This window comes from Winogradskyella poriferorum, assembly GCF_036553625.1.
Classification (GTDB): Bacteria; Bacteroidota; Bacteroidia; order Flavobacteriales; family Flavobacteriaceae; genus Winogradskyella; species Winogradskyella poriferorum.
Genome location: NZ_JAZHOU010000002.1, coordinates 133,545 through 152,633, shown reverse-complemented (window position 1 = coordinate 152,633; position 19,089 = coordinate 133,545). Strand labels below are relative to the sequence as shown.

The window sequence follows — 19,089 nt, the reverse complement described above, 5'->3', positions numbered from 1 at the left end:
CATAGTCGCGCGAAAACGGTTATTATTACCTTCCTTCTTTAGTATCTTTTTTCTCATGGCTAAACTGCGTTTAGCGGATAATTGTTAGTAATTACTATGAACAAAGAATTAACCATATATAAACTAATTGCTGATTTTCAAAATTCAGCAAAAGAAGTCGTAGAGATTTTTAAAAGAGCATATAATGTAGATAATATTCTAGAAGGCTGGCACACTGGAAAATATGAACAAACTGGAAAAATTCATGATGAAGGTTTGAAGTTTTACGCTTGTCATGGAATAGGCATTGCAGCTCACTTTTCAGATAAAATAATTGATTTTGATTTCGCCTATTTACCTGAATTACGATATGATGGCTTTGATTTATTGAGACTAACTGCTTTTGCAAAAAGTCAACCTGAGAAATACGCTAAATTTCTGAATGAAAAACAAATTGAAGCCGAATTTGAACAACTAAAAAAGGAAAATCTTATTTACAACCCTTTAACTGTTGGTTTAACCCACAATTACTTCTGGATTAAGGATCTTGACGAAGATTTAATTATAAAAGATCAAATCGCTAATATTAACCTAAAGAAATTACGCTGGAAATTTTGGAAATAACCACTTCCAAAAGCGACTGTAATCCATTGTTTGTTGGTTAATTACACGATTTTTAACTACTTTTATTCAACCTATGATTTCTACACCGAAATTCTGCCGAATTAACACACAACAGAATCATAGCCAAAACCGATGCATCTTATTTAAAAAAACTCTATGAAAAGTAAACTTTTGATTCTTTTTTTGTTGATTTACAATCTATGTTCAAGTCAAACTGATATTGATTTTTCTGAATTAAGTATAACTGAATCTAGAGTCAATTCGATTAACCTTTATTTTAATAAACTTCTCAAAAGTGAAGGAGAAAAAAAGAAAGAATTAGAGAAACTTTTTTTTGAATTACTTCCAAATAGTCATTCTGAGATGAGTGATGCAATGTACATAGACTCATGGAAAAGAAACTTGGAATGGAAAAAAAACAAACACAAAAAAGATTTTGTTTCTAAACTATATGTTGTAAATCCTTGGGTTAAATATTTAAGCTCAATGGACTATTATGACAAAGATGCATACTACAAAAAGTATTTTAATATATGTATTGGAGGTGAGTATGGAGCTGATTATTTAAGAACTGGTTTTGAAATTTATGAACGTTTTTTATCCGATACAAAAATTGCTTGTGAGAAACTGAAAAAGTTATCAGACAAAGAAATAGAGAGCATATTTTATTTCATATTTGACGAAACACATCCCGAACATAATGAAGAAAATATTTCTTTATATAATGAGATGTTATTAAAAATAAAAGAGGTGAATCTAAAACTATCCGAATTATTGGAAAAGAGTTACAACCGGATAATTTTGGAACAAAGAAATCACTAATTAAAACCTAGCTACAACTTTACTATAAATAATTACTTATCCTCACCTATCAATAAAATTCAATTATGAAAATCACTAAAATTTTAGTTCTCATTTCAATTCTACTTATGGGTTGTTCAGACTACAAAAAAAAAGAATCAGACCTTGATAATATAAATGATACACCTGAAGTTCTTAATGAATCCAAAAGCGAAGTCTCTTTTTTAAGAAGCAAAAGGTACGACAAGAACATACTTGAAGAGCTTTATGGAGAAGCCTTAGGTAAAAATGAAAAGTTAGATAAATTAAATGAACTGATAGAAGAAATAACTTCCGATAGTCTTTATGATAAAACCAGTGCTTATTTAAAGTATACTAACATTAATAATCGTTATTGGAATACAGCGAAATCGTATGCAAATAAATTAAATGACAGTATTAAAAGAATAGAAGTTCTTGCTATTATTGATAAGCTCGAAACAAGCTATACCAAAAGAATAGCTAACCATGAGACAAAAATGGATTCAATTGCTGATTTAAAAAGAAATTTAAGCGACCAACTTATCCTTATGAAATTATTTGTTACTGAGCCTATGATTTATAATTATCAATCTAATGAATTGCCAGATATTGAAGAGTTAAAATCAATTATAAAAGATTACGAAAAAGCAATAGAGAACTCAAAAGAATACACAAAGATTAGAAAATAACAACCTCTATTTCACAGTTTAACTAAACCCTAATTACCAATCAATGCAAGACTATAAAATCCCAAACCAAACCAGAATAGGTCACGTACACCTTAAGGTTTCAGACCTACAACGCTCACTAGACTTTTATTGTGAACTTCTCGGCTTTGAACTCACTATGAAATATGGAGAGGATGCTGCTTTTATTTCGGCTGGTGGTTACCATCATCATATTGGTCTTAATACGTGGTATTCTAAAAATGCACCCAAAGCAGCAACAAAAAGCGTTGGTTTGTTTCACACAGCTATTGTCTATCCTACTAGAAAAGACTTAGCGCTTATTGTGGGTAGACTAATACAAAAAAACTATCCCATAACAGGAAGCGCAGATCATGGTGTATCTGAAGCAATTTATTTAGACGATCCTGATGGAAATGGTGTAGAACTCTATTGGGATAGACCAAAAGAACTTTGGCCTCAAAAATCTAATGGTGGACTAGACATGTACACAAGACCATTAAACATCAGAGATTTACTCTCTGAACTTGAAAAGTAAACTCAATAAACAACCTTTTACATTCTATTTAAGAAAAGCGTAATCCTTTAGAAAATAATTTGTTCAATTTTGAAAAAAGTAAAAAGATTTTTAAAATCAATTTTTATTTTCCTAACTATAAGTATATTGCTCCCAAATAAGGATTAACGACAAAACCCAATGGCGTCGTCTTTTTTTAAAGTTACTATAAACCAAAACCAAAAAAATGAAAAAAACCTACTTATGTGAGCTTAAATCGGCTCTTTTATTATTAATTCTCAGCTCTACTGCGCTATTTGCACAAGTAAATGATGAAAACTTTGATGGTCTGGATCCAAATTTTAGAGGTCTAGATTATACGACTAACGGTATTAGATTTCAGCAAATTTCACCTACAGCCATCAGTCAAATGGGATCTTTATCTGAAAGTTCGGACTTTATTATTACTCCAACCGCTTCAGATTTAGGTCTATTATACAACTTAGATAATTCTGGTACCGTAAATGGCCCTAATGTTGGTGCTTTTGATTATCGGTTTGGAAGTGCTGATGGAACAGAGTTTAAACTTGAATCTATGGAAGCCGATATGTCTGCAAAAAATTCAGCTAATGGCTATGTTTTTCTTGCTACAATTTCGGGATATAAAGATGGAGTTCTTGTAGCTTCAGATAATATAGACTTTACTGTAAGCGACTCTAGCGGTTCTGTAACTTATACTAAAGATGCTATTGCTGCCGCTAATGGTGGTGTATTAACATTTTCTTCGGACTGGGATAATATTGATGAAGTGCGTTTTACTGGTGGTGATAATAGTTCAATTTCGTTATTAATGATTGATGAATTAGATTTTTCAATGCCTGTGTTAGGTATAGATGATTTTCAAGACAATGAAAGCATTACAGTATTACCAAACCCAACTACAAATTATATTCAAATTAATGGGCTTAAGGAAGAGAAAACTTATGTAATACATAATATTTTAGGTACTAAAGTAGCGTCAGGTAATATTTCGAATAACGAAAAAATTAGCACTCACGATTTTGCAAATGGTATCTACCTATTAACCATTGGCAGTTCTAAGACACTAAAATTTATTAAAAAATAAAAGCACTTATATTTTAAGCATATGCGGAAATTCAATTAAGATTTTCCGCATTTTTTTTAACCATTAGTTTTGGTCTTCGTTGAGTGCTTCGTTTTTATATAAACTCGGTAAACTCACTTTAAAACGTACTGCTATTAATCTAATGACTATTACAACCAAACCTGCTATAATAAAAAGATAGTTTTCGTCATCTAAAAATAGTCGCATTATAAAATAACTTAAACCTCCCAGTATACAAGCTGTAGCGTAAATTTCTTTTCTAAAAATCACAGGAATTTCATTGCATAAAATATCTCTGGTTACACCACCAAAACAAGCAGTCATCGTACCTAATGCTATACAAATTATTGGGTGTAAGCCTGCAACCAAACCAGTCTCAATACCAACTACGGTATAAAGCCCAATGCCAATGGTATCAAACAAAAACAAAGAGCGTCGAAGGTGTTTTAGGTAGTTTCTAAAAATTACAGCAAAAATAGCAGAACCGATAATTACATAGACAAAAGTCATATTTCGCATCCAAGATACAGGCTCTACACCTATCATAATATCTCGTAGTGTACCACCACCAACAGCTGTTACAAAAGCAATAATTAGAACACCAAACGGATCCATACGTTTATTCATGGCCACTAATACACCAGAAATGGCGAAGGCTATGGTTCCTAATATATCTAAAGTCTGAAAAAACATCTACAGCAGTTTATCTTATGTGATTACTGCGAAATTAAATTTAATTCTAAACATCTAAAAACCTACGATTCAAAATCGTAAAAAGAAAAAGATAACTCCACAAATAAACAATTCATCTTCTTAAAATTACAGTTCGGTAATAACAATTATATTATCTTTAAGTAATGTTAGATATTTGAATCATCAAAAAACGAACAAATAACCATTAATCAAATACAACATGAAGAATTTAGTTTTAACCTTAGTATTAGCCTTCTCAACATTATTTAGTTTCGCTCAGGATGAAGGCATCACAATTACAGTAACAGTAGATAATGTAACTAATGACAAAGGAAAAGTATTAATGTCGCTTCACACTTCAGAAACTTTTATGAAAGGAAAAGGCATAAAAGATGCTGAAACCACAATTGAAAATGGAAAAGTGACTATTACATTTGAAAATGTACTACCAGGCGAGTATGCTATTTTAGCATTACACGACGAAAATGATAACAAACGTATGGATTATGAGGACAATGGTATGCCAAAAGAGTCTTTTGGAATGTCTAATAATGTGATGGTAATGGGACCTCCTCAGTATGAAGATGCTAAATTTAAAGTAGCTAACGAAGACTTAGACCTCAACATTAGATTTTAGGCAAAAGTTATTCTTATCATCAATCAATCAAAAAAAAGACTGCTTATCGCAGTCTTTTTTTTATCACTTAAGTTTTTCAAGCTATACTGTTTCACCTAACCAAGCCTTCATCATCCAAACTGTTTTTTCTTGTTCTGTGATAAAGTCGCTCATCATAGCTACAGTTCCTTCATCATTAGCATCACCTGCTGCTTCAAGAATGCTACGCTCTATTTTTAATAATTCTGTAAGAGAATCTACGATAAGGTTTACAGCTTTCTCATCTATAGATATGTTTTTACCAACTGGCACCTTAGCTGCTTTAGTGTAATCTTCAAACGTATGTAACGGTGTTTCCCCTAAGGTTAAAATACGTTCAGCTATTTCATCTACCTTAGTGTTAGCATCTGTGTAAAGCTCTTCAAACTTTTCGTGTAAGTTAAAAAATGCTCTACCCTGTATATTCCAATGAATACCTCTTAAATTTTGATAATACAACTGAAAATTAGCTAATAATTGATTTAAATCTTTAGCTACTGCTTTTGTCTTTTGGGTATCTAAACCTATACTATTTAATGTCATTTTATCGTGGTTTTAATGTTTATTCAAATTTACCATTAAACAAAACTATAATTACTATAGATTTTATAAATAGTTTTTATATTTTTATAGTCTAAATAAATAGTTATGACCATTACACAACTTAAATATGCTCTAGCTATAGCAGAGCACAAGAATTTTACAAAAGCAGCAGAAAAATGCTTTGTTACGCAACCTACACTTAGTACTCAGATTCAGAAACTTGAAGACGAATTAGACGTCGTTATTTTTGATAGAGGTAAAAAACCTATCGAACTGACCGAAGTTGGTAGAAAAATAGTGTTTCAAGCCCGAAATATTGTTAATGAGGCAGAGCGTATTCAAGATATTGTAGATCAGCAAAAAGGGTTTATTGGTGGCGAATTTAGACTTGGTATAATACCTACTATTATGCCAACACTTTTACCAATGTTTTTAAACAATTTCATTAAAAAATATCCTAAAGTAAAGCTTAAAATAGAGGAGCTTACTACAGAAGAAATTATTACCAGAATTAACGATGGCCACATCGATGCGGCTATTGCTGCAACTCCACTAGAAAGTGATAATATTAAGGAGCGTCCTTTATATTATGAACCTTTTGTAGCTTATGTTCCTACAAATCATAGATTAAGAGATAAGAAAAAATTAGAAGTTTCTGATCTTGAAATCGAGGACATGCTATTGCTAGAAGATGGTCATTGTTTTAGAGAAGGTGTTCTTAATCTGTGCAAAGCTTTTAAAAATCAGGATGATGAGCACTTTCAATTAGAAAGTGGTAGCATAGAAACTTTAATAAAGTTGTCTAATGAAGGCATGGGAATGACACTTCTACCGTATTTACACACACAAGATATTAGCGATAAGTACTATAGCAATTTAAAACATTTTGTTGAGCCTTCGCCTGCAAGAGAGGTAAGCTTAATTTACCATAAGAGTGAATTAAAAATGCAAATTATTAATGCTATGCACGATTTAATTTCATCTGTAATTAGAGGTGCTATTGCCTTTAGCAATGTTGAAATTATAAGCCCATTAGCAAAATAAAAAAAGCGACTCGTGAGTCGCTTTTTTTTATGCTTTTAAATAAATTAAACATTGATTTAAATCTGGGTTTTGATTGATTAGGGACTGAATAAATATTCTTAATTCTTCTAATTCGTGAGGCAGTAATCTCTTTACTGCTTTTTCCACTTCCTTACAGAATAATGTCGCATCAAAACTAACCTTTTTAAGTACAGTCTTGGTGTACTCAAACATTGCTCTCGCCATTGGTAATTTTAAGTTTTTAAGTTCAACAAAAAAGTAGTTTTTCTCTATAGGCTATTGTTTCAATTCAATCTCTAATATAGAAAAAAATCACATTTACAAAAATCAAACTCTAAAAGTTTAACAGCTTATTATGTTAAAAGTTGAAATTACTCGTTGAAGGCTGAAATTATTCAAAGAGATTTCTTACGACGTAACCTTTTGATTTTACGAAAATTAAATTCTCTAAAACCGATTATCACCATCTAACAAATCACCTAAACCTCCAAGAATACTTCCTTCTCCTCTACTTTTTCCACCTGCTTTTGGTGCAGATGCAATAACTCTATCTGCCAATCTGCTAAATGGTAAGGACTGTATGTATACTTTTCCTGGTCCTGTTAGTTTGGCAAAGAACAGGCCTTCACCTCCAAAAATAGAATTCTTAATACCTCCTACAAACTCAATATCGTAGTCGACATCTTGTGTAAAACCGACAATACAGCCTGTATCTACGCGTAAGGTTTCACCTGGTTGTAAAGTCTTTTCTGCCATAGTACCACCAGCATGCACAAATGCCATACCATCTCCTTCAAGCTTTTGCATTATAAAACCTTCGCCACCAAATAAACCTCTACCAAGCTTTTTTGAAAACTCAATACCAACACTTACTCCCTTAGCAGCACATAGAAAAGCATCCTTTTGGCAAATGAACTTCCCTCTATACTCTGTTAAGTCTATTGGTATAATTTTTCCTGGGTATGGTGATGCAAATGATACATTGCGCTTTCCTGTCAGGTCGTTGTAAAACGCAGTCATAAATAAGCTTTCGCCTGTAAGGATTCGTTTTCCTGCTCCTAATATTTTACCTAAAAAACCTTTGTCTTTTTGTGAGCCATCACCAAAAATGGTATCCATTTTAATACCATCATCCATCATCATAAAACTTCCTGATTCAGCGATAACTGCTTCCTGTGGATCTAATTCTATTTCTACATATTGCATTTCTTCTCCATAGATACGGTAATCTATTTCGTGAGCATTTCTGTCTGTAAAATCTGGTAATCTTTCCATAATGTTTTTTTGTTTTTGGTTGACAGTTATATGTTGTTTAAAATAACATTTTGTTACATTTTAATGAGATTGTTTCACTGTGGTCGCAATGACACTATGATTTCACTTTTAGCGTCCACTCAAAATTAAACGAAGATACTTCTACTCCATCTGAATTAATTCCATTAGCACTAAGCCAAACGGTTTGCCCTTCACCTGTTTTAATAGTTTTTGCAATAGCATCGTCTATTTTATGACCTTCCTTACATGTAAAGGTAATTCTTCCTGTAGCCTTTTTTGTAAACGTAGCGTTATTATTGGCCACTAACATAGATATCTTTTTACCACTTCCTTTAATTTTTGTCATTACTAATGCACCTGTGGTTAACTCAGCAGCCATACCTTGCACTGCCCAAAACATTGAATTAAACGGATTTTGATTTATCCAACGGTGTTTTACGGTGACTACACAGGTGGTATCATCTAAAGATTTTGTTCTTACTCCTGTAAAATATGCTGCAGGTAGTTTAAACATTAAAAAGGTATTGAGTTTAGAAGGCGATATATTCATATATTAATTAGTGAAATTGATGTACTATTATTTGTTCTTTTTTAATTCTTGGAGAAAAAACAATGCACAAATGATTAAGCCAGCAAAAACCATATAAGGCTTCATGTTAACAAAATTTCCAGTCATGTTTAGTTTATCTACAGGTACGAAAACTATAAATAGAAAGAAAAGAAAGAACACTATTGACTTATAATGATTTCTGTAATCCATAAACTTTAATTTCTTCAAAATTAGCCAAAAATAAATTAGCATTTATTGTTAAAAAAATGTTAATTTTAAGTACTATGCGTAACATAATACCTTCTTTTAGACATATATTTGTATAAGAAACTATTATATACTTTTTAAAATGGTAGACAATCATCATAAAAATTTAGCCACATTTATACATCTTTCAACATTTTCAAGATTTATAATTCCGTTTGGAAACTTTATTGGACCAGTATTACTCTGGGCTGCTAATAAAGATAAATCAGAGTTTGTTGACAAACATGGAAAGCAAGCTATTAACTTTCAAATTAGTGTTTTGCTCTATGCCATAATTATAGGCACTATTAGTGTTCCGTTTTTCATCTTTAAATTTTTTAGAAGATTAGATGTCATCGATTTTCATGGATTCCATGATTTTCATATCAGTTTAGGTGAACCTTCGCCTCTACTATATATTGGTGGCGGACTTGGTGCTTTAGCTATTATCGGTTTTATCGTTGAGTTAGCACTTATTGTTAAGGCAAGTTTATCTGCAAGAGATGGTCTAGAATACAAATATCCATTGACTATCAATTTTTTAAAATAAAATCACTTGCCCTGAGCGAAGTCGAAGGGTCATCAATAATCAATCAAAAAATGAACAGTTTAATCAAATTTAAGAACCTCATCACATGAAGATAGAAAACACAAAAGCACAAATGCGTAAAGGTGTTCTGGAGTATTGCATCTTATCCATCTTAAAAGATGAAGATGCCTACGTTGCAGAGATTCTGGCAACACTAAAAGACGCAAAAATGCTTGTTGTAGAAGGAACTATATATCCACTATTAACAAGATTGAAAAATGCTGGATTGCTTAACTATCGTTGGGAAGAATCCACATCTGGACCACCAAGAAAATATTATGGTCTTACAGAAACAGGCAAGTTGTTTCTAAACGAATTAAACACGACTTGGAGTGAATTACAAAATGCAGTAAACCTAGTAACCAGTACAAAAACTACAAAAAAATGAATAAAACAGTCAATATAAATTTAGCAGGTATATTCTTCCACATAGATGAAGATGCATATCTTAAGTTATCGCGCTATCTTGAGGCTATAAAACGTTCATTTACAGACTCTCAAGGTCGTTCAGAAATTATAGCAGATATCGAAGCTCGTATTGCCGAGTTGTTCTCTGAGCGCATACAAAATGAAAAACAAGTAGTAGGCATTAAACTTGTGGACGAAGTGATTACCATAATGGGACAACCAGAAGATTATTTGGTAGACGACGAAATCTTTGAAGACGAACCTCAACAAAAAAAATCTTACAACTCTGGTCCTACTAAAAAACTATTTAGAGATACAGATAACTCATACATTGGCGGTGTTGCTGCAGGTTTAGGGCATTACTTTGGTATAGAATCTATCTGGATGCGACTTATATGGTTATTATTAGCTATAGGTTCTGGTGGCACATTCATATTCATCTATCTTATCTTTTGGGCATTAGTCCCAGAGGCCAGGACTACGGCTGAAAAGCTAATGATGACTGGTGACCCTGTGAACATCAGTAACATTGAAAAAAAAATTAAAGACAGCATTCATTCGGTCTCAGAAACCGTAAAAAATGTTGATTTTAAAAAACATGGCGAAAAATTAAAAGAAGAATTAGACGATCTTACAGATAATATTTCAGAAACTGTAAAGAGTGTCGATTTTCAGAAGCAAGGCAACCGGATAAAATCGAGTTCGCAAACCTTTTTTGATTCCATTGGGAACATTATAATGTTTTTCCTAAAAATAATGGCCAAGTTCATTGGCATTGTGTTAATAATTACTGGTATAGGAGCATTAATTACATTGATTGTAGCTTTATTTACAGTAGGTATTACTGATGCAATTCATTTACCTGGTATTGATTTACTTTATGTAGCAAATGCAGCAAATACACCAATATGGCTCATGTCTACACTTGTATTCTTTGCTGTTGGTATACCGTTTGTCTTTATCTTTTATTTAGGTTTAAAGATATTGGTAAACAACTTAAAATCTATAGGTAATGTTGCTAAGTTTACACTACTCGGAGTTTGGTTAATTACTATTATCGGAATAGTCATTTTAATAATAAAACAACTCACTGAGCATACTTTTGATGCAAAGGTTGTTACCAAAAATGAATTGACCATTAAAGCCAGTGATACTATAAATTTAAGTAATTCTGAGTTTGACGAATACAGCAGCTATCGTTACCATCACAATAATGAGTTTAATATTATAGAGAATGATGAAGGACGAAGCCTAGTCTCAAATAACGTTAGATATATCGTAAAATCAACAACAGATTCTGTAGCTTCAATTACTATTGAAAAGGAAGCCACTGGAGGCGACTACAACAGGGCCAAAAAGCGTGCAGAAAACATTAATTATGGCTATAGATTAGATGGTAACAGACTTGTGCTAGACAAATATTTAAAAACAGATATTGAGAATAAATTTAGTGAACAAGAAGTAAGAGTTATTATCTATCTACCGGAGGGAACCGTACTATATACTGATAAAAGCTTCTCAAGATCTTGGAGATATAGTTATTCAAGATATGGCACTAATATTTTAAGTGATATTGAATTTGGGAAACATTACAGAATAAAAAAAGACAGTGTAGAATGTCTAGACTGCACAAAAGAAGCAGACACAGAAGATACTGTAACCTCAAAACCAAAACAGTCGTCTAAAGAAGAGAAATCTATTATTACTGAAAAAATAGACGAAGATGGTGTTGACTTAGAGGTCAATGACAATTGATACCGAGAAAACGACAGTTCGGTAATAATAAGTTTAAATCAATCAAAATAACACAGACTTTTGTTCTGTAATCATCAATCAAAAAATGAACCAATCAATCAAATCACTTTTGCTGAGCAGTATCGGATTCCTTCTGGTTTCTGGTATTGCAGCAGCTCAGGTGGACAAAAATTCAGATCTTTTTAAAACACTCAAATAACAAGACAGTATCCTATTTGATATAGGATTTAATAAATGTGAAGTTGAAAAGAGTGCAGAAATAATCTATGATGACTTAGAGTTTTATCATGATAAAGCAGGAGTTACAAATTCAAAAGACGAATTTGTTTCAATCATGAAAAACGGAATTTGTAGTGATAACAATTCCGAAAAAGTCTATCGGTTTTTAGTTGAGGAAAGCTTAGAAGTTTTCCCTATGTATAACAACGGTAAACTCTATGGCGCTCTACAAAACGGAAAACACTTTTTCTCTACAGATAAAGACATGACTTATGAAAAAACAGACAACTATGCTTTGTTTTCACATTTATGGATTTTAGAAAATGAAGAGTGGAAACTAAAGCGTGTTATAAGTTATAATCATGTTTCAAAAGAAGAAACAAAAAACTAAACAATAAAAACATCAATCAAAAAACAAAAATCATGAGCACATTAGTAAGAGTAGTAATCACTAGCATTTTAGGTATTGTAATGCTATCCTGTAATTTTTCAATGAATTTTGGGCCTGGAATAGACGGAAACAGAATCGTTGTTTCTCAAGAGCGTTCTATCTCTAATGACTTTGAATCTATTAAAGTGAGCCAAGGTCTAGACCTGTACATCACGCAAAGTAATGAAGTGTCACTAAGTGTTGAAGCCGACGAAAATCTTCACGAACTAATTATGACTGAAGTTGAAAACGGAACACTTCGCATTTACACCAAGGAAAATATAAGACAAGCAGCATCGAGAAAAATCAATCTAAACGTTACCAATATTTCTGCCATTAAAGCCACAAGCGGAAGTGATGTATATTCAACAAACACAATTATATCTGACGATTTAGAACTTAATTGTACAAGTGGTGCTGATATGACCTTAGATGTAAAAACAGAAACCTTAAATTGCCACTCAACAAGTGGTAGCGATATTAGACTTAGTGGTTCAACCAAATTATTAATAGCAGAAGCTACTAGTGGAAGTGATATAAAAGCCTCTGAACTTAAAGCAGAAACATCTAAAGTAAAAGCCACTAGTGGAGCTGACATTTCTGTAAATACTTCAAAAGAACTTACAGCAAGAGCAACCAGTGGTGGAGACATTAGGTATTCTGGCAATCCGGAGAGAATTGAAAAATCTGACAGCTCTTCTGGAAGCGTAAGATCTAATTAAGAGTATTTACACACTAAAAATCAGTATATTTAAGCAGTATAAAACACTAAAAACCAATCAATTGAAAACCGTTTTAAATTCTTTATAGAGTTTGGGGCGGTTTTTGTATATCTTTGTTTAACAGCTATGAAAGTGACATTTTCCCTGAATTGTGTCTCACTAATAGCGAAATAAAGATTAAAAATGAAAAAAGCTTTACTTATTCTGGCCTTAATGTTGGCTTTAATGCCTACAATTAATGCCCAAGAGAAAATTAAAGGTGATAGAAATGTTACCATAAAACAGACCTACATTGACGACTTTCACACCATCGTTGTTAATGGTGATTTTTCTATAGAGATTGTATACAACAGTAAACCATCAGTAAATGTAGAAACAGATGACAACTTACATGATGTTATTCAGTTTGAAGTTGTAGATGGAGTACTGTCTTTTGCACAGACAATGCGAATTACATCAAAAAAGCGATTGAATATTACTGTAAATTATGGAGATGCACTTCAAAATATAGAGATTAAAGGTGATGGAGAAATACGATCTTTAACTTCTATGGAACTAGGTGACGCTAGTTTGATTACCAGTGATAATTCTAGAGCCTACTTAAATATTAAAGCGAACAATTTTGATTATAAAAGTACAGGTAAATCTAAGACTCGATTAAATCTTACTGCAGATTCAACAAAAATTGAACTGAGTGATAATAGTAAGTTAGATGCCTTAATAAACAGTAAAGTAGCAGATTTTGATTTGTATCAACGTGCCGATGCTGTTATTGAAGGCGCTGCCAATAATTCTGTAATTAGATTAGATAATTCTACTAATTTTAACAGTCCTAAATTTGATGTAACAACCGTAGATGCCACCTTAGAAGGTAATAGCGATTTAACAATAAGTACTATAGATAATATTACTATTAACGCATCGGGAGATACTGAAATTTACCTATTTGGAAGTCCTGCAATTACCATTACCAAGTTTGAGGATACTGCAAAACTTCAAAAGAAAAAGCGATAATTTTATGCCTAGACTTCAGTTATCTTTAGAGAGAACTCTATTTGTATTCTAGGTGAGACTTTTATCATTCCTAACATTTTTTTTGGTGCCTTTAGGTTAAAATCATTAATATTTATAGGCATCAGTCCACTTACATACAATCCTTTTTCATGGTCTACAGAAACAGGAATTTTATAAGTTTTAGAAATTTTACAAATTGTAATTTCTACAGTTGCTGTCATAGAATTTACATCTTCTTCAATTTTTGTAATCTCTTTTAAATTCAAAACTATTTGTGGATGTTCTTCTGTATTAAGTAATTTATTAAAGTCTTTGTTTATAGCTTTTCCACCACAATCAAATTCGATATTAGAAAGTCTTAACATGGCTTTGCTAAACTTAATAGAGCTATCATACTCTTTAAAGTTTACCTTAATTGCATCTGAAAACGCATCAATGTTAAATGCACAATTAAAGGTGTTTACATTTGTTTTACCTTTGATTTTTAAATAACTATCGGAAGAAAAATTTATAGTAGCCTCTTTAACTTCATCATCACTTGCTGTAAAAGCACAGAATATTAAGCTTAAAAAAAATAAAACGACTATTGAAATTGATCTAATCATCTTTTTTAAAATTAAGGTCTTTAGCTTGCTTTAACAAACTAAAGACCTAAAATTAATTATTTAGTTTTAGAAACTTATCACGGCTTCCACCATTAACCCATTGAATTTACCATCATAAAGAACATCATCATCTGGGTAACCATCATAACTTTGAGATACATACTCAACTTTAGCCAATATATTCTTTGTTAAGAAATAACCTGCAGATAGTTGCACTCTATCAATATCTGCATCACCAAATGACTGTTCTGAACTAACAGTATTGTAACGACCACCTATGTAGAAGTTTTCTGCGCTACCAAAACGATAGATTACTTCACCTGCTAACTGAGTTGTACTACGGTCATCTGTCTCAGTTGAAGCTCCACCATTAGCGAATTCTAAAGTTCCAAAGAATTCCAGTCCACCATACTTAACAAATGGATTAACCATAATAGCTGTAATTCTATTTCTAAATCCTGGGTCAAATCGTCCTGTTCTAAATGTATTTGTGGCTGTTGTATTTTGCATTGACTGAGTTCGCCAATCAAAATAAGTTGGTGTTGTCATAACTGAGTAATATCTAGATCCTGCTCTATCAGCAGTATATAAATAAACGCTTGGTGCATACCCTGTGTTGTACAAAGAACCTGTTAATCTAAAACGTAAATCATCATTTAGCTGTTTATCATAACCTACTTTAGCTATAAAAGCTGCTCCACCTGTATTACTACCATTGTTTATTTCAACATCTTGATTTAATTTTCCATTAGAAAAACCTATCATACCAAGAAAACCGTTTCGTTGATAATAAATCTCAGCTCCTACTTCAGTGGTAAATGAATCCATGATTAAGTTTCCTACAAATGGATTATAAATGGCTTGTGCATTATCAGTTCTTCTAAAGTGTGCATCACCATAGTTATTTTCCATATGCCCAACTTTAATAGTAGTATATTTCATAAAGTTTTCCAATAAGCCTGGAGAAATGAAATCTAAATTGTCTATTTGGAAATATCCACCTTTTACATAAGGTTCTGGGTGATGACGTGAAGATAGATAAGTTCTTAAATGCATTCTCACACCTTTTGCTAAAGCTACATCTAAATCAAGGTTTGCAGTAGCTAAATTAAAGTTACTTCCTATATCTTGTAAAGGTTGTACTGTTCCACCATCAATTAAAGCTTGGTCTACACCATTTTCATGGTCCAAAGCTTGGAATTGTAATGTTGATGAGCCACCTATTCTTACTCTTATATCCTCAAAAGTAGAAACAGTATCTTTTGGTGCTTCAAAAACATTAATACCTCTTTTGTCTGGTTGTCTGTAATTATCTAAGTCTCTTTTACTTTTCTCTTGTGCAAATAGAGTACTCGCAAATGTTAGCACAAGAATAAAACTTGCATATTTTAAAATTGATTTCATGGTTACTATTTTTTTAGTTAATTGTTATTATTGTTTATCGTAAACAGAGCTAAAAGCTATTGTTATAGCATCTCCTGTTTTTATAGTTCCTAATAATGCCTTTGGTGGTTTGACTCCGTAGTCTGTCATTTTAAGAGACTTTTCGCCCTCTATAAATAACTTAGCTCCTTCTAGTTTTATATTTAGTGAAAGCGAAATAGACTTTTTAACTCCACATATTTTCAAATTTCCCTTAACAGTAGCTTTGAATTGATTTTCTGAAACTTTTTCAACTTTACTTACAGATGAGAGATTGAAATCTATTGTTTCATGCTTGTCCGTTTTAAGCGCCTTATAGGTGTTTTTATCCATTCCAGATTTACCACTTTTAAGACTCTCAGATTTCACGGAAAAACTAAGTGCTTTGATCGTAAAATCATCTGAATTCTCAACTTCTGCTTCACCTGACTGTTCCTCTGTAGTTAGCTCCCAATCATGTAATGAAGACGTTCCTTTTACTTTTAATTCAGAAGAGCTATTGTTTAAAGTATATGTTTGCGAAGTTGATACTTGAAAGAAAAACAAACCAACAAATAGTGTTGTAATGTAAAATACCGACGGTTTAATCATTAAGTTCATAGTTTTTTTGGTTTTTAATGTTTCACAAAGGTTTAAATAATCTTTAAAGTATTTTATGATAAAAATCATACCCTAATAGATTCAAATTAGAGTATAAAAAAAGCCGAAGTCAATGACTTCGGCTCTATTATATGTATGTATATTAAAAGTTGTTAATTATAAGTAGAAGTTGCTACTTCAAAATCAGCCTCTTTAGCCGCTAAATAGCGCTCTGCATCTAATGCAGCCATACAACCAGTACCAGCAGCTGTAATAGCTTGCCTGTATACATGGTCTGCTGCATCACCACTTACAAACACACCTTCAACATTAGTTTTACTTGTTCCTGGTTCAGCATTAATAATATAACCTGTTTCGTCTAAATCTATCTGACCTTTAAAAATATCTGTATTTGGTTTATGACCAATAGCTACAAAAAATCCTGTTGCTGGTATATCGTGCTTTTCATTAGTTTGGTTGTTAAAAACTCTAACGCCAGTTACAACTTGGCCATCTCCTAAAACCTCTTCTGTTTCGGTGTTGTATAAGATTTCTATGTTCTCAGTTTTCTTTACACGTTCTGCCATAATCTTAGAAGCTCTAAACTCATCACGACGCACTAGCATAGTTACTTTTTTACAAAGTTTAGATAAATAGTGTGCTTCTTCACAAGCAGAATCTCCTGCACCAACTATAACAACTTCTTGATTTCTGTAAAAGAAACCATCGCAAACTGCACAAGCTGAAACTCCACCACCTAATTGTAAATATTTTTGCTCAGAAGGCAGCCCTAAATATTTTGCTGAAGCACCAGTTGATATTATCACAGTCTTTGCATGAATTTCCTTTTCATCATTAACCCATACTTTATGGATATCACCAGAAAAATCGACTTTAGTCACCCATCCATGACGCACATCTGTCCCAAATCGCTCAGCCTGCTTTTGTAATTGTATCATCATTTCTGGTCCTGTGATTCCATCTGGATATCCAGGGAAGTTTTCAACATCATTAGTAGTAGTTAATTGCCCACCCGGTTGTTCCCCTTGATATAAAATCGGTTCCATATTTGCTCTGGAGGCATATATTGCAGCTGTATAGCCTGCAGGTCCAGAACCTATTATTAAGCATTTTACTTTTTCAATTGTATCAGACATATCTTGTGTTTATTACAAAACAAAAGTAGGATTTTTGAACAAAACCTTACACAGAAGTTATTAACACTAACTATAGTGTCATAAAGTTTTCAAATTGCTTTAATTTCTCATATTAATTTCTTAATTTTTATGTGTTTAACAGCTAAACCTAACCTGTCATGAAAGCAAAAATTCTTTTTTTAATCGTGCTATTGTTACTTGCTTTATCCTGTAAGAATGAAGCTAAAAGTACAGAAGAAACTAATAGTTCATCCAATACTGAACTAAATGAAAAACTAGGTATTTTAAAAGGTACTTGGGAACTCACAGGGTTCTATAACTACAAGGATAACGTTATTGTAGATTCTTTTAAAATGAATCCTGAATTTAGGCAATTAAAAATGTATACAGAGACCAAGGTAATGTGGTGTAAACACAGACCTGCAGATTCTTCAGAGTGGTTTGGTTATGGCACATACAAATATGATGGAGACCAGCTAACTGAGGTTTTAGATTTTGGTTCTGCAGTAATGGACGAAGTTATAGCGGAAAAGAAGCAATTTGTTTTTGATTTGGACTTATATCCTAATAAGTTTCAACAAATAGAATTAGATGAAGAAGGGAACAGAATTTATTCTGAAAATTACGTCAGGGTAGAATAAGCTTAACTATAAAAACTAAATTCTTCCCTTATAGCTTTTGTAATAAACCTAAAACGATAATTTTTAAGTTTGGCTACAATACGCTTCAGTCCATCGGAAGATAACCACCCTTTGTGATTGTTAAACTTTTTTATGTTAGACACATGCATCAAATGATTTTCACCATTAGCGATGCTATAAATACCACCATAAAAAGGCAAAGGCTTTAGTTTTATGCGATTGTCTAAAACAGTTAAGCGATGATCAAAAAATAACACAGGATCTACTTCAAAAAAATATTGAAGTAATTCTGGCTTAACAATTATAGAACTTCCACAGAGATAACTAAACTTAAATGTGGCAAATAAAAATGACTTACCGTCAAAATGTAGATAACCATTTTTAATATACCAACCAGGCACATCAACATTAGCATTATTTACATACTCCGCGATTCTTTTACTAACATAATCATCAGAGTCTACCGTCATCACATAATCAGTGTCAAATTTATCTTTCGCGTATTTTACACCTAGTTTTAGCTTTTTGCCTTTATCAATTTCCCTTCGTTTGTTAATACTATCATTACTTTCATTTTGTTTACGAATTGGAGGCTCAAAATTCACTTGTACATAATGAAGATTTTTATGTGTGAAATTGACTTGTGGAATTTCATGACAAACAGCAACCAATTTAAAATTCTGATTTGTCTGATTACATATAGATTTAAAAGTCCGTTCAACAAGATTACAAAACTCTAACCAATCACCAGAGACACGCTTACTTTTTACAGGGACAATAAAGGTTAACATATCTTAGACTTTTTTTCA

Annotated in this window: 24 protein-coding genes; 14 read left to right on the top strand and 10 right to left on the bottom strand. The window is 32.2% G+C overall.

From position 1 onward, the window contains the following. Window positions 1-96: 96 nt before the first annotated feature. From V1468_RS06835 to V1468_RS06815, 5 genes are all read left to right on the top strand, one after another. Complete coding sequence (locus V1468_RS06835) at window positions 97-603, top strand: DUF6896 domain-containing protein (RefSeq protein ID WP_331809489.1); 507 nt, start codon at window positions 97-99, stop codon at window positions 601-603. Window positions 604-759: 156 nt separating this feature from the next. Continuing rightward, window positions 760-1,425 (top strand): hypothetical protein, encoded by a 666-nt coding sequence (locus V1468_RS06830; RefSeq protein WP_331809488.1) that lies wholly within the window; start codon window positions 760-762, stop codon window positions 1,423-1,425. 65 nt (window positions 1,426-1,490) lie between these two features. Further along, window positions 1,491-2,114 (top strand): hypothetical protein, encoded by a 624-nt coding sequence (locus V1468_RS06825; protein ID WP_331809487.1) that lies wholly within the window; start codon window positions 1,491-1,493, stop codon window positions 2,112-2,114. Window positions 2,115-2,157: 43 nt separating this feature from the next. Further along, window positions 2,158-2,649, top strand: coding sequence for a VOC family protein (locus V1468_RS06820; RefSeq protein WP_331809486.1), 492 nt, complete (start codon window positions 2,158-2,160; stop codon window positions 2,647-2,649). Window positions 2,650-2,854: 205 nt separating this feature from the next. After that, on the top strand, window positions 2,855-3,733 hold the full coding sequence (locus V1468_RS06815; protein ID WP_331809485.1) for a T9SS type A sorting domain-containing protein: 879 nt from the start codon (window positions 2,855-2,857) through the stop codon (window positions 3,731-3,733). Between the two features lie 63 nt (window positions 3,734-3,796). Here V1468_RS06815 and V1468_RS06810 read toward each other — a convergent pair whose 3' ends face one another. Next, window positions 3,797-4,426 carry a trimeric intracellular cation channel family protein gene (locus V1468_RS06810; RefSeq protein WP_331809484.1) on the bottom strand — a complete coding sequence of 210 codons (630 nt, stop codon included), beginning with the start codon at window positions 4,424-4,426 and terminating at the stop codon, window positions 3,797-3,799. A gap of 220 nt (window positions 4,427-4,646) precedes the next feature. Here V1468_RS06810 and V1468_RS06805 point away from each other — a divergent pair, with 220 nt between their 5' ends. Continuing rightward, entirely contained in the window at window positions 4,647-5,063 is a 417-nt protein-coding gene (locus tag V1468_RS06805) for a DUF2141 domain-containing protein (RefSeq protein ID WP_331809483.1), read from the top strand. An 81-nt stretch (window positions 5,064-5,144) separates the two neighbouring features. Here the strand turns inward: V1468_RS06805 and V1468_RS06800 are convergent, their stop codons facing one another. After that, the gene (locus tag V1468_RS06800) at window positions 5,145-5,624 is read right to left on the bottom strand and encodes a Dps family protein (protein ID WP_331809482.1); all 480 of its coding nucleotides are present in this window, start codon (window positions 5,622-5,624) and stop codon (window positions 5,145-5,147) included. Window positions 5,625-5,729: 105 nt separating this feature from the next. On the opposite strand from V1468_RS06800, the gene V1468_RS06795 reads away from it, so the two are divergent. Continuing rightward, the gene (locus V1468_RS06795) at window positions 5,730-6,668 is read left to right on the top strand and encodes a LysR substrate-binding domain-containing protein (RefSeq protein ID WP_331809481.1); all 939 of its coding nucleotides are present in this window, start codon (window positions 5,730-5,732) and stop codon (window positions 6,666-6,668) included. Between the two features lie 27 nt (window positions 6,669-6,695). Here V1468_RS06795 and V1468_RS06790 read toward each other — a convergent pair whose 3' ends face one another. From V1468_RS06790 to V1468_RS06780, 3 genes are all read right to left on the bottom strand, one after another. Further along, entirely contained in the window at window positions 6,696-6,893 is a 198-nt protein-coding gene (locus V1468_RS06790) for a hypothetical protein (RefSeq protein WP_243471359.1), read from the bottom strand. A 222-nt stretch (window positions 6,894-7,115) separates the two neighbouring features. Next, window positions 7,116-7,943 carry a TIGR00266 family protein gene (locus tag V1468_RS06785; RefSeq protein WP_320556515.1) on the bottom strand — a complete coding sequence of 276 codons (828 nt, stop codon included), beginning with the start codon at window positions 7,941-7,943 and terminating at the stop codon, window positions 7,116-7,118. Between the two features lie 94 nt (window positions 7,944-8,037). Continuing rightward, window positions 8,038-8,493, bottom strand: coding sequence for a DUF4442 domain-containing protein (locus V1468_RS06780; RefSeq protein ID WP_331809480.1), 456 nt, complete (start codon window positions 8,491-8,493; stop codon window positions 8,038-8,040). A 349-nt stretch (window positions 8,494-8,842) separates the two neighbouring features. Between V1468_RS06780 and V1468_RS06775 the strand changes: the two genes are divergently transcribed. From V1468_RS06775 to V1468_RS06750, 6 genes are all read left to right on the top strand, one after another. Beyond that, window positions 8,843-9,289 (top strand): DUF4870 domain-containing protein, encoded by a 447-nt coding sequence (locus tag V1468_RS06775; RefSeq protein ID WP_331809479.1) that lies wholly within the window; start codon window positions 8,843-8,845, stop codon window positions 9,287-9,289. Window positions 9,290-9,374: 85 nt separating this feature from the next. Beyond that, the gene (locus V1468_RS06770; RefSeq protein ID WP_076620721.1) at window positions 9,375-9,716 is read left to right on the top strand and encodes a PadR family transcriptional regulator; all 342 of its coding nucleotides are present in this window, start codon (window positions 9,375-9,377) and stop codon (window positions 9,714-9,716) included. Continuing rightward, window positions 9,713-11,491: a PspC domain-containing protein gene (locus V1468_RS06765; protein ID WP_331809478.1), complete on the top strand. Its 1,779-nt coding sequence runs from the start codon at window positions 9,713-9,715 to the stop codon at window positions 11,489-11,491. The genes V1468_RS06770 and V1468_RS06765 overlap by 4 nt, the downstream gene beginning before the upstream one ends. Before the next feature lie 334 nt (window positions 11,492-11,825). After that, the gene (locus V1468_RS06760; protein WP_331809477.1) at window positions 11,826-12,101 is read left to right on the top strand and encodes a hypothetical protein; all 276 of its coding nucleotides are present in this window, start codon (window positions 11,826-11,828) and stop codon (window positions 12,099-12,101) included. A gap of 32 nt (window positions 12,102-12,133) precedes the next feature. Continuing rightward, a complete protein-coding gene (locus V1468_RS06755; protein WP_331809476.1) occupies window positions 12,134-12,862 on the top strand; it encodes a head GIN domain-containing protein in 729 nt (242 codons plus the stop codon). Between the two features lie 183 nt (window positions 12,863-13,045). After that, complete coding sequence (locus V1468_RS06750) at window positions 13,046-13,876, top strand: GIN domain-containing protein (RefSeq protein ID WP_331809475.1); 831 nt, start codon at window positions 13,046-13,048, stop codon at window positions 13,874-13,876. A gap of 8 nt (window positions 13,877-13,884) precedes the next feature. Here V1468_RS06750 and V1468_RS06745 read toward each other — a convergent pair whose 3' ends face one another. The 4 genes from V1468_RS06745 to trxB form a co-directional block, all read right to left on the bottom strand. Next, entirely contained in the window at window positions 13,885-14,481 is a 597-nt protein-coding gene (locus V1468_RS06745) for a YceI family protein (RefSeq protein WP_331809474.1), read from the bottom strand. A gap of 66 nt (window positions 14,482-14,547) precedes the next feature. Further along, window positions 14,548-15,885, bottom strand: a complete 1,338-nt coding sequence (locus tag V1468_RS06740) for a hypothetical protein (RefSeq protein ID WP_331809473.1) — start codon at window positions 15,883-15,885, stop codon at window positions 14,548-14,550. A gap of 27 nt (window positions 15,886-15,912) precedes the next feature. Next, window positions 15,913-16,572 carry a YceI family protein gene (locus V1468_RS06735; RefSeq protein WP_331809472.1) on the bottom strand — a complete coding sequence of 220 codons (660 nt, stop codon included), beginning with the start codon at window positions 16,570-16,572 and terminating at the stop codon, window positions 15,913-15,915. A gap of 83 nt (window positions 16,573-16,655) precedes the next feature. Next, window positions 16,656-17,639 (bottom strand): thioredoxin-disulfide reductase, encoded by a 984-nt coding sequence (trxB, locus tag V1468_RS06730; RefSeq protein WP_331809471.1) that lies wholly within the window; start codon window positions 17,637-17,639, stop codon window positions 16,656-16,658. A 158-nt stretch (window positions 17,640-17,797) separates the two neighbouring features. Between trxB and V1468_RS06725 the strand changes: the two genes are divergently transcribed. After that, complete coding sequence (locus V1468_RS06725) at window positions 17,798-18,280, top strand: hypothetical protein (RefSeq protein WP_331809470.1); 483 nt, start codon at window positions 17,798-17,800, stop codon at window positions 18,278-18,280. A 2-nt stretch (window positions 18,281-18,282) separates the two neighbouring features. On the opposite strand, the gene V1468_RS06720 is transcribed toward V1468_RS06725, so the two are convergent. Beyond that, window positions 18,283-19,071 carry a hypothetical protein gene (locus V1468_RS06720; protein ID WP_331809469.1) on the bottom strand — a complete coding sequence of 263 codons (789 nt, stop codon included), beginning with the start codon at window positions 19,069-19,071 and terminating at the stop codon, window positions 18,283-18,285. Window positions 19,072-19,089 lie beyond the last annotated feature (18 nt).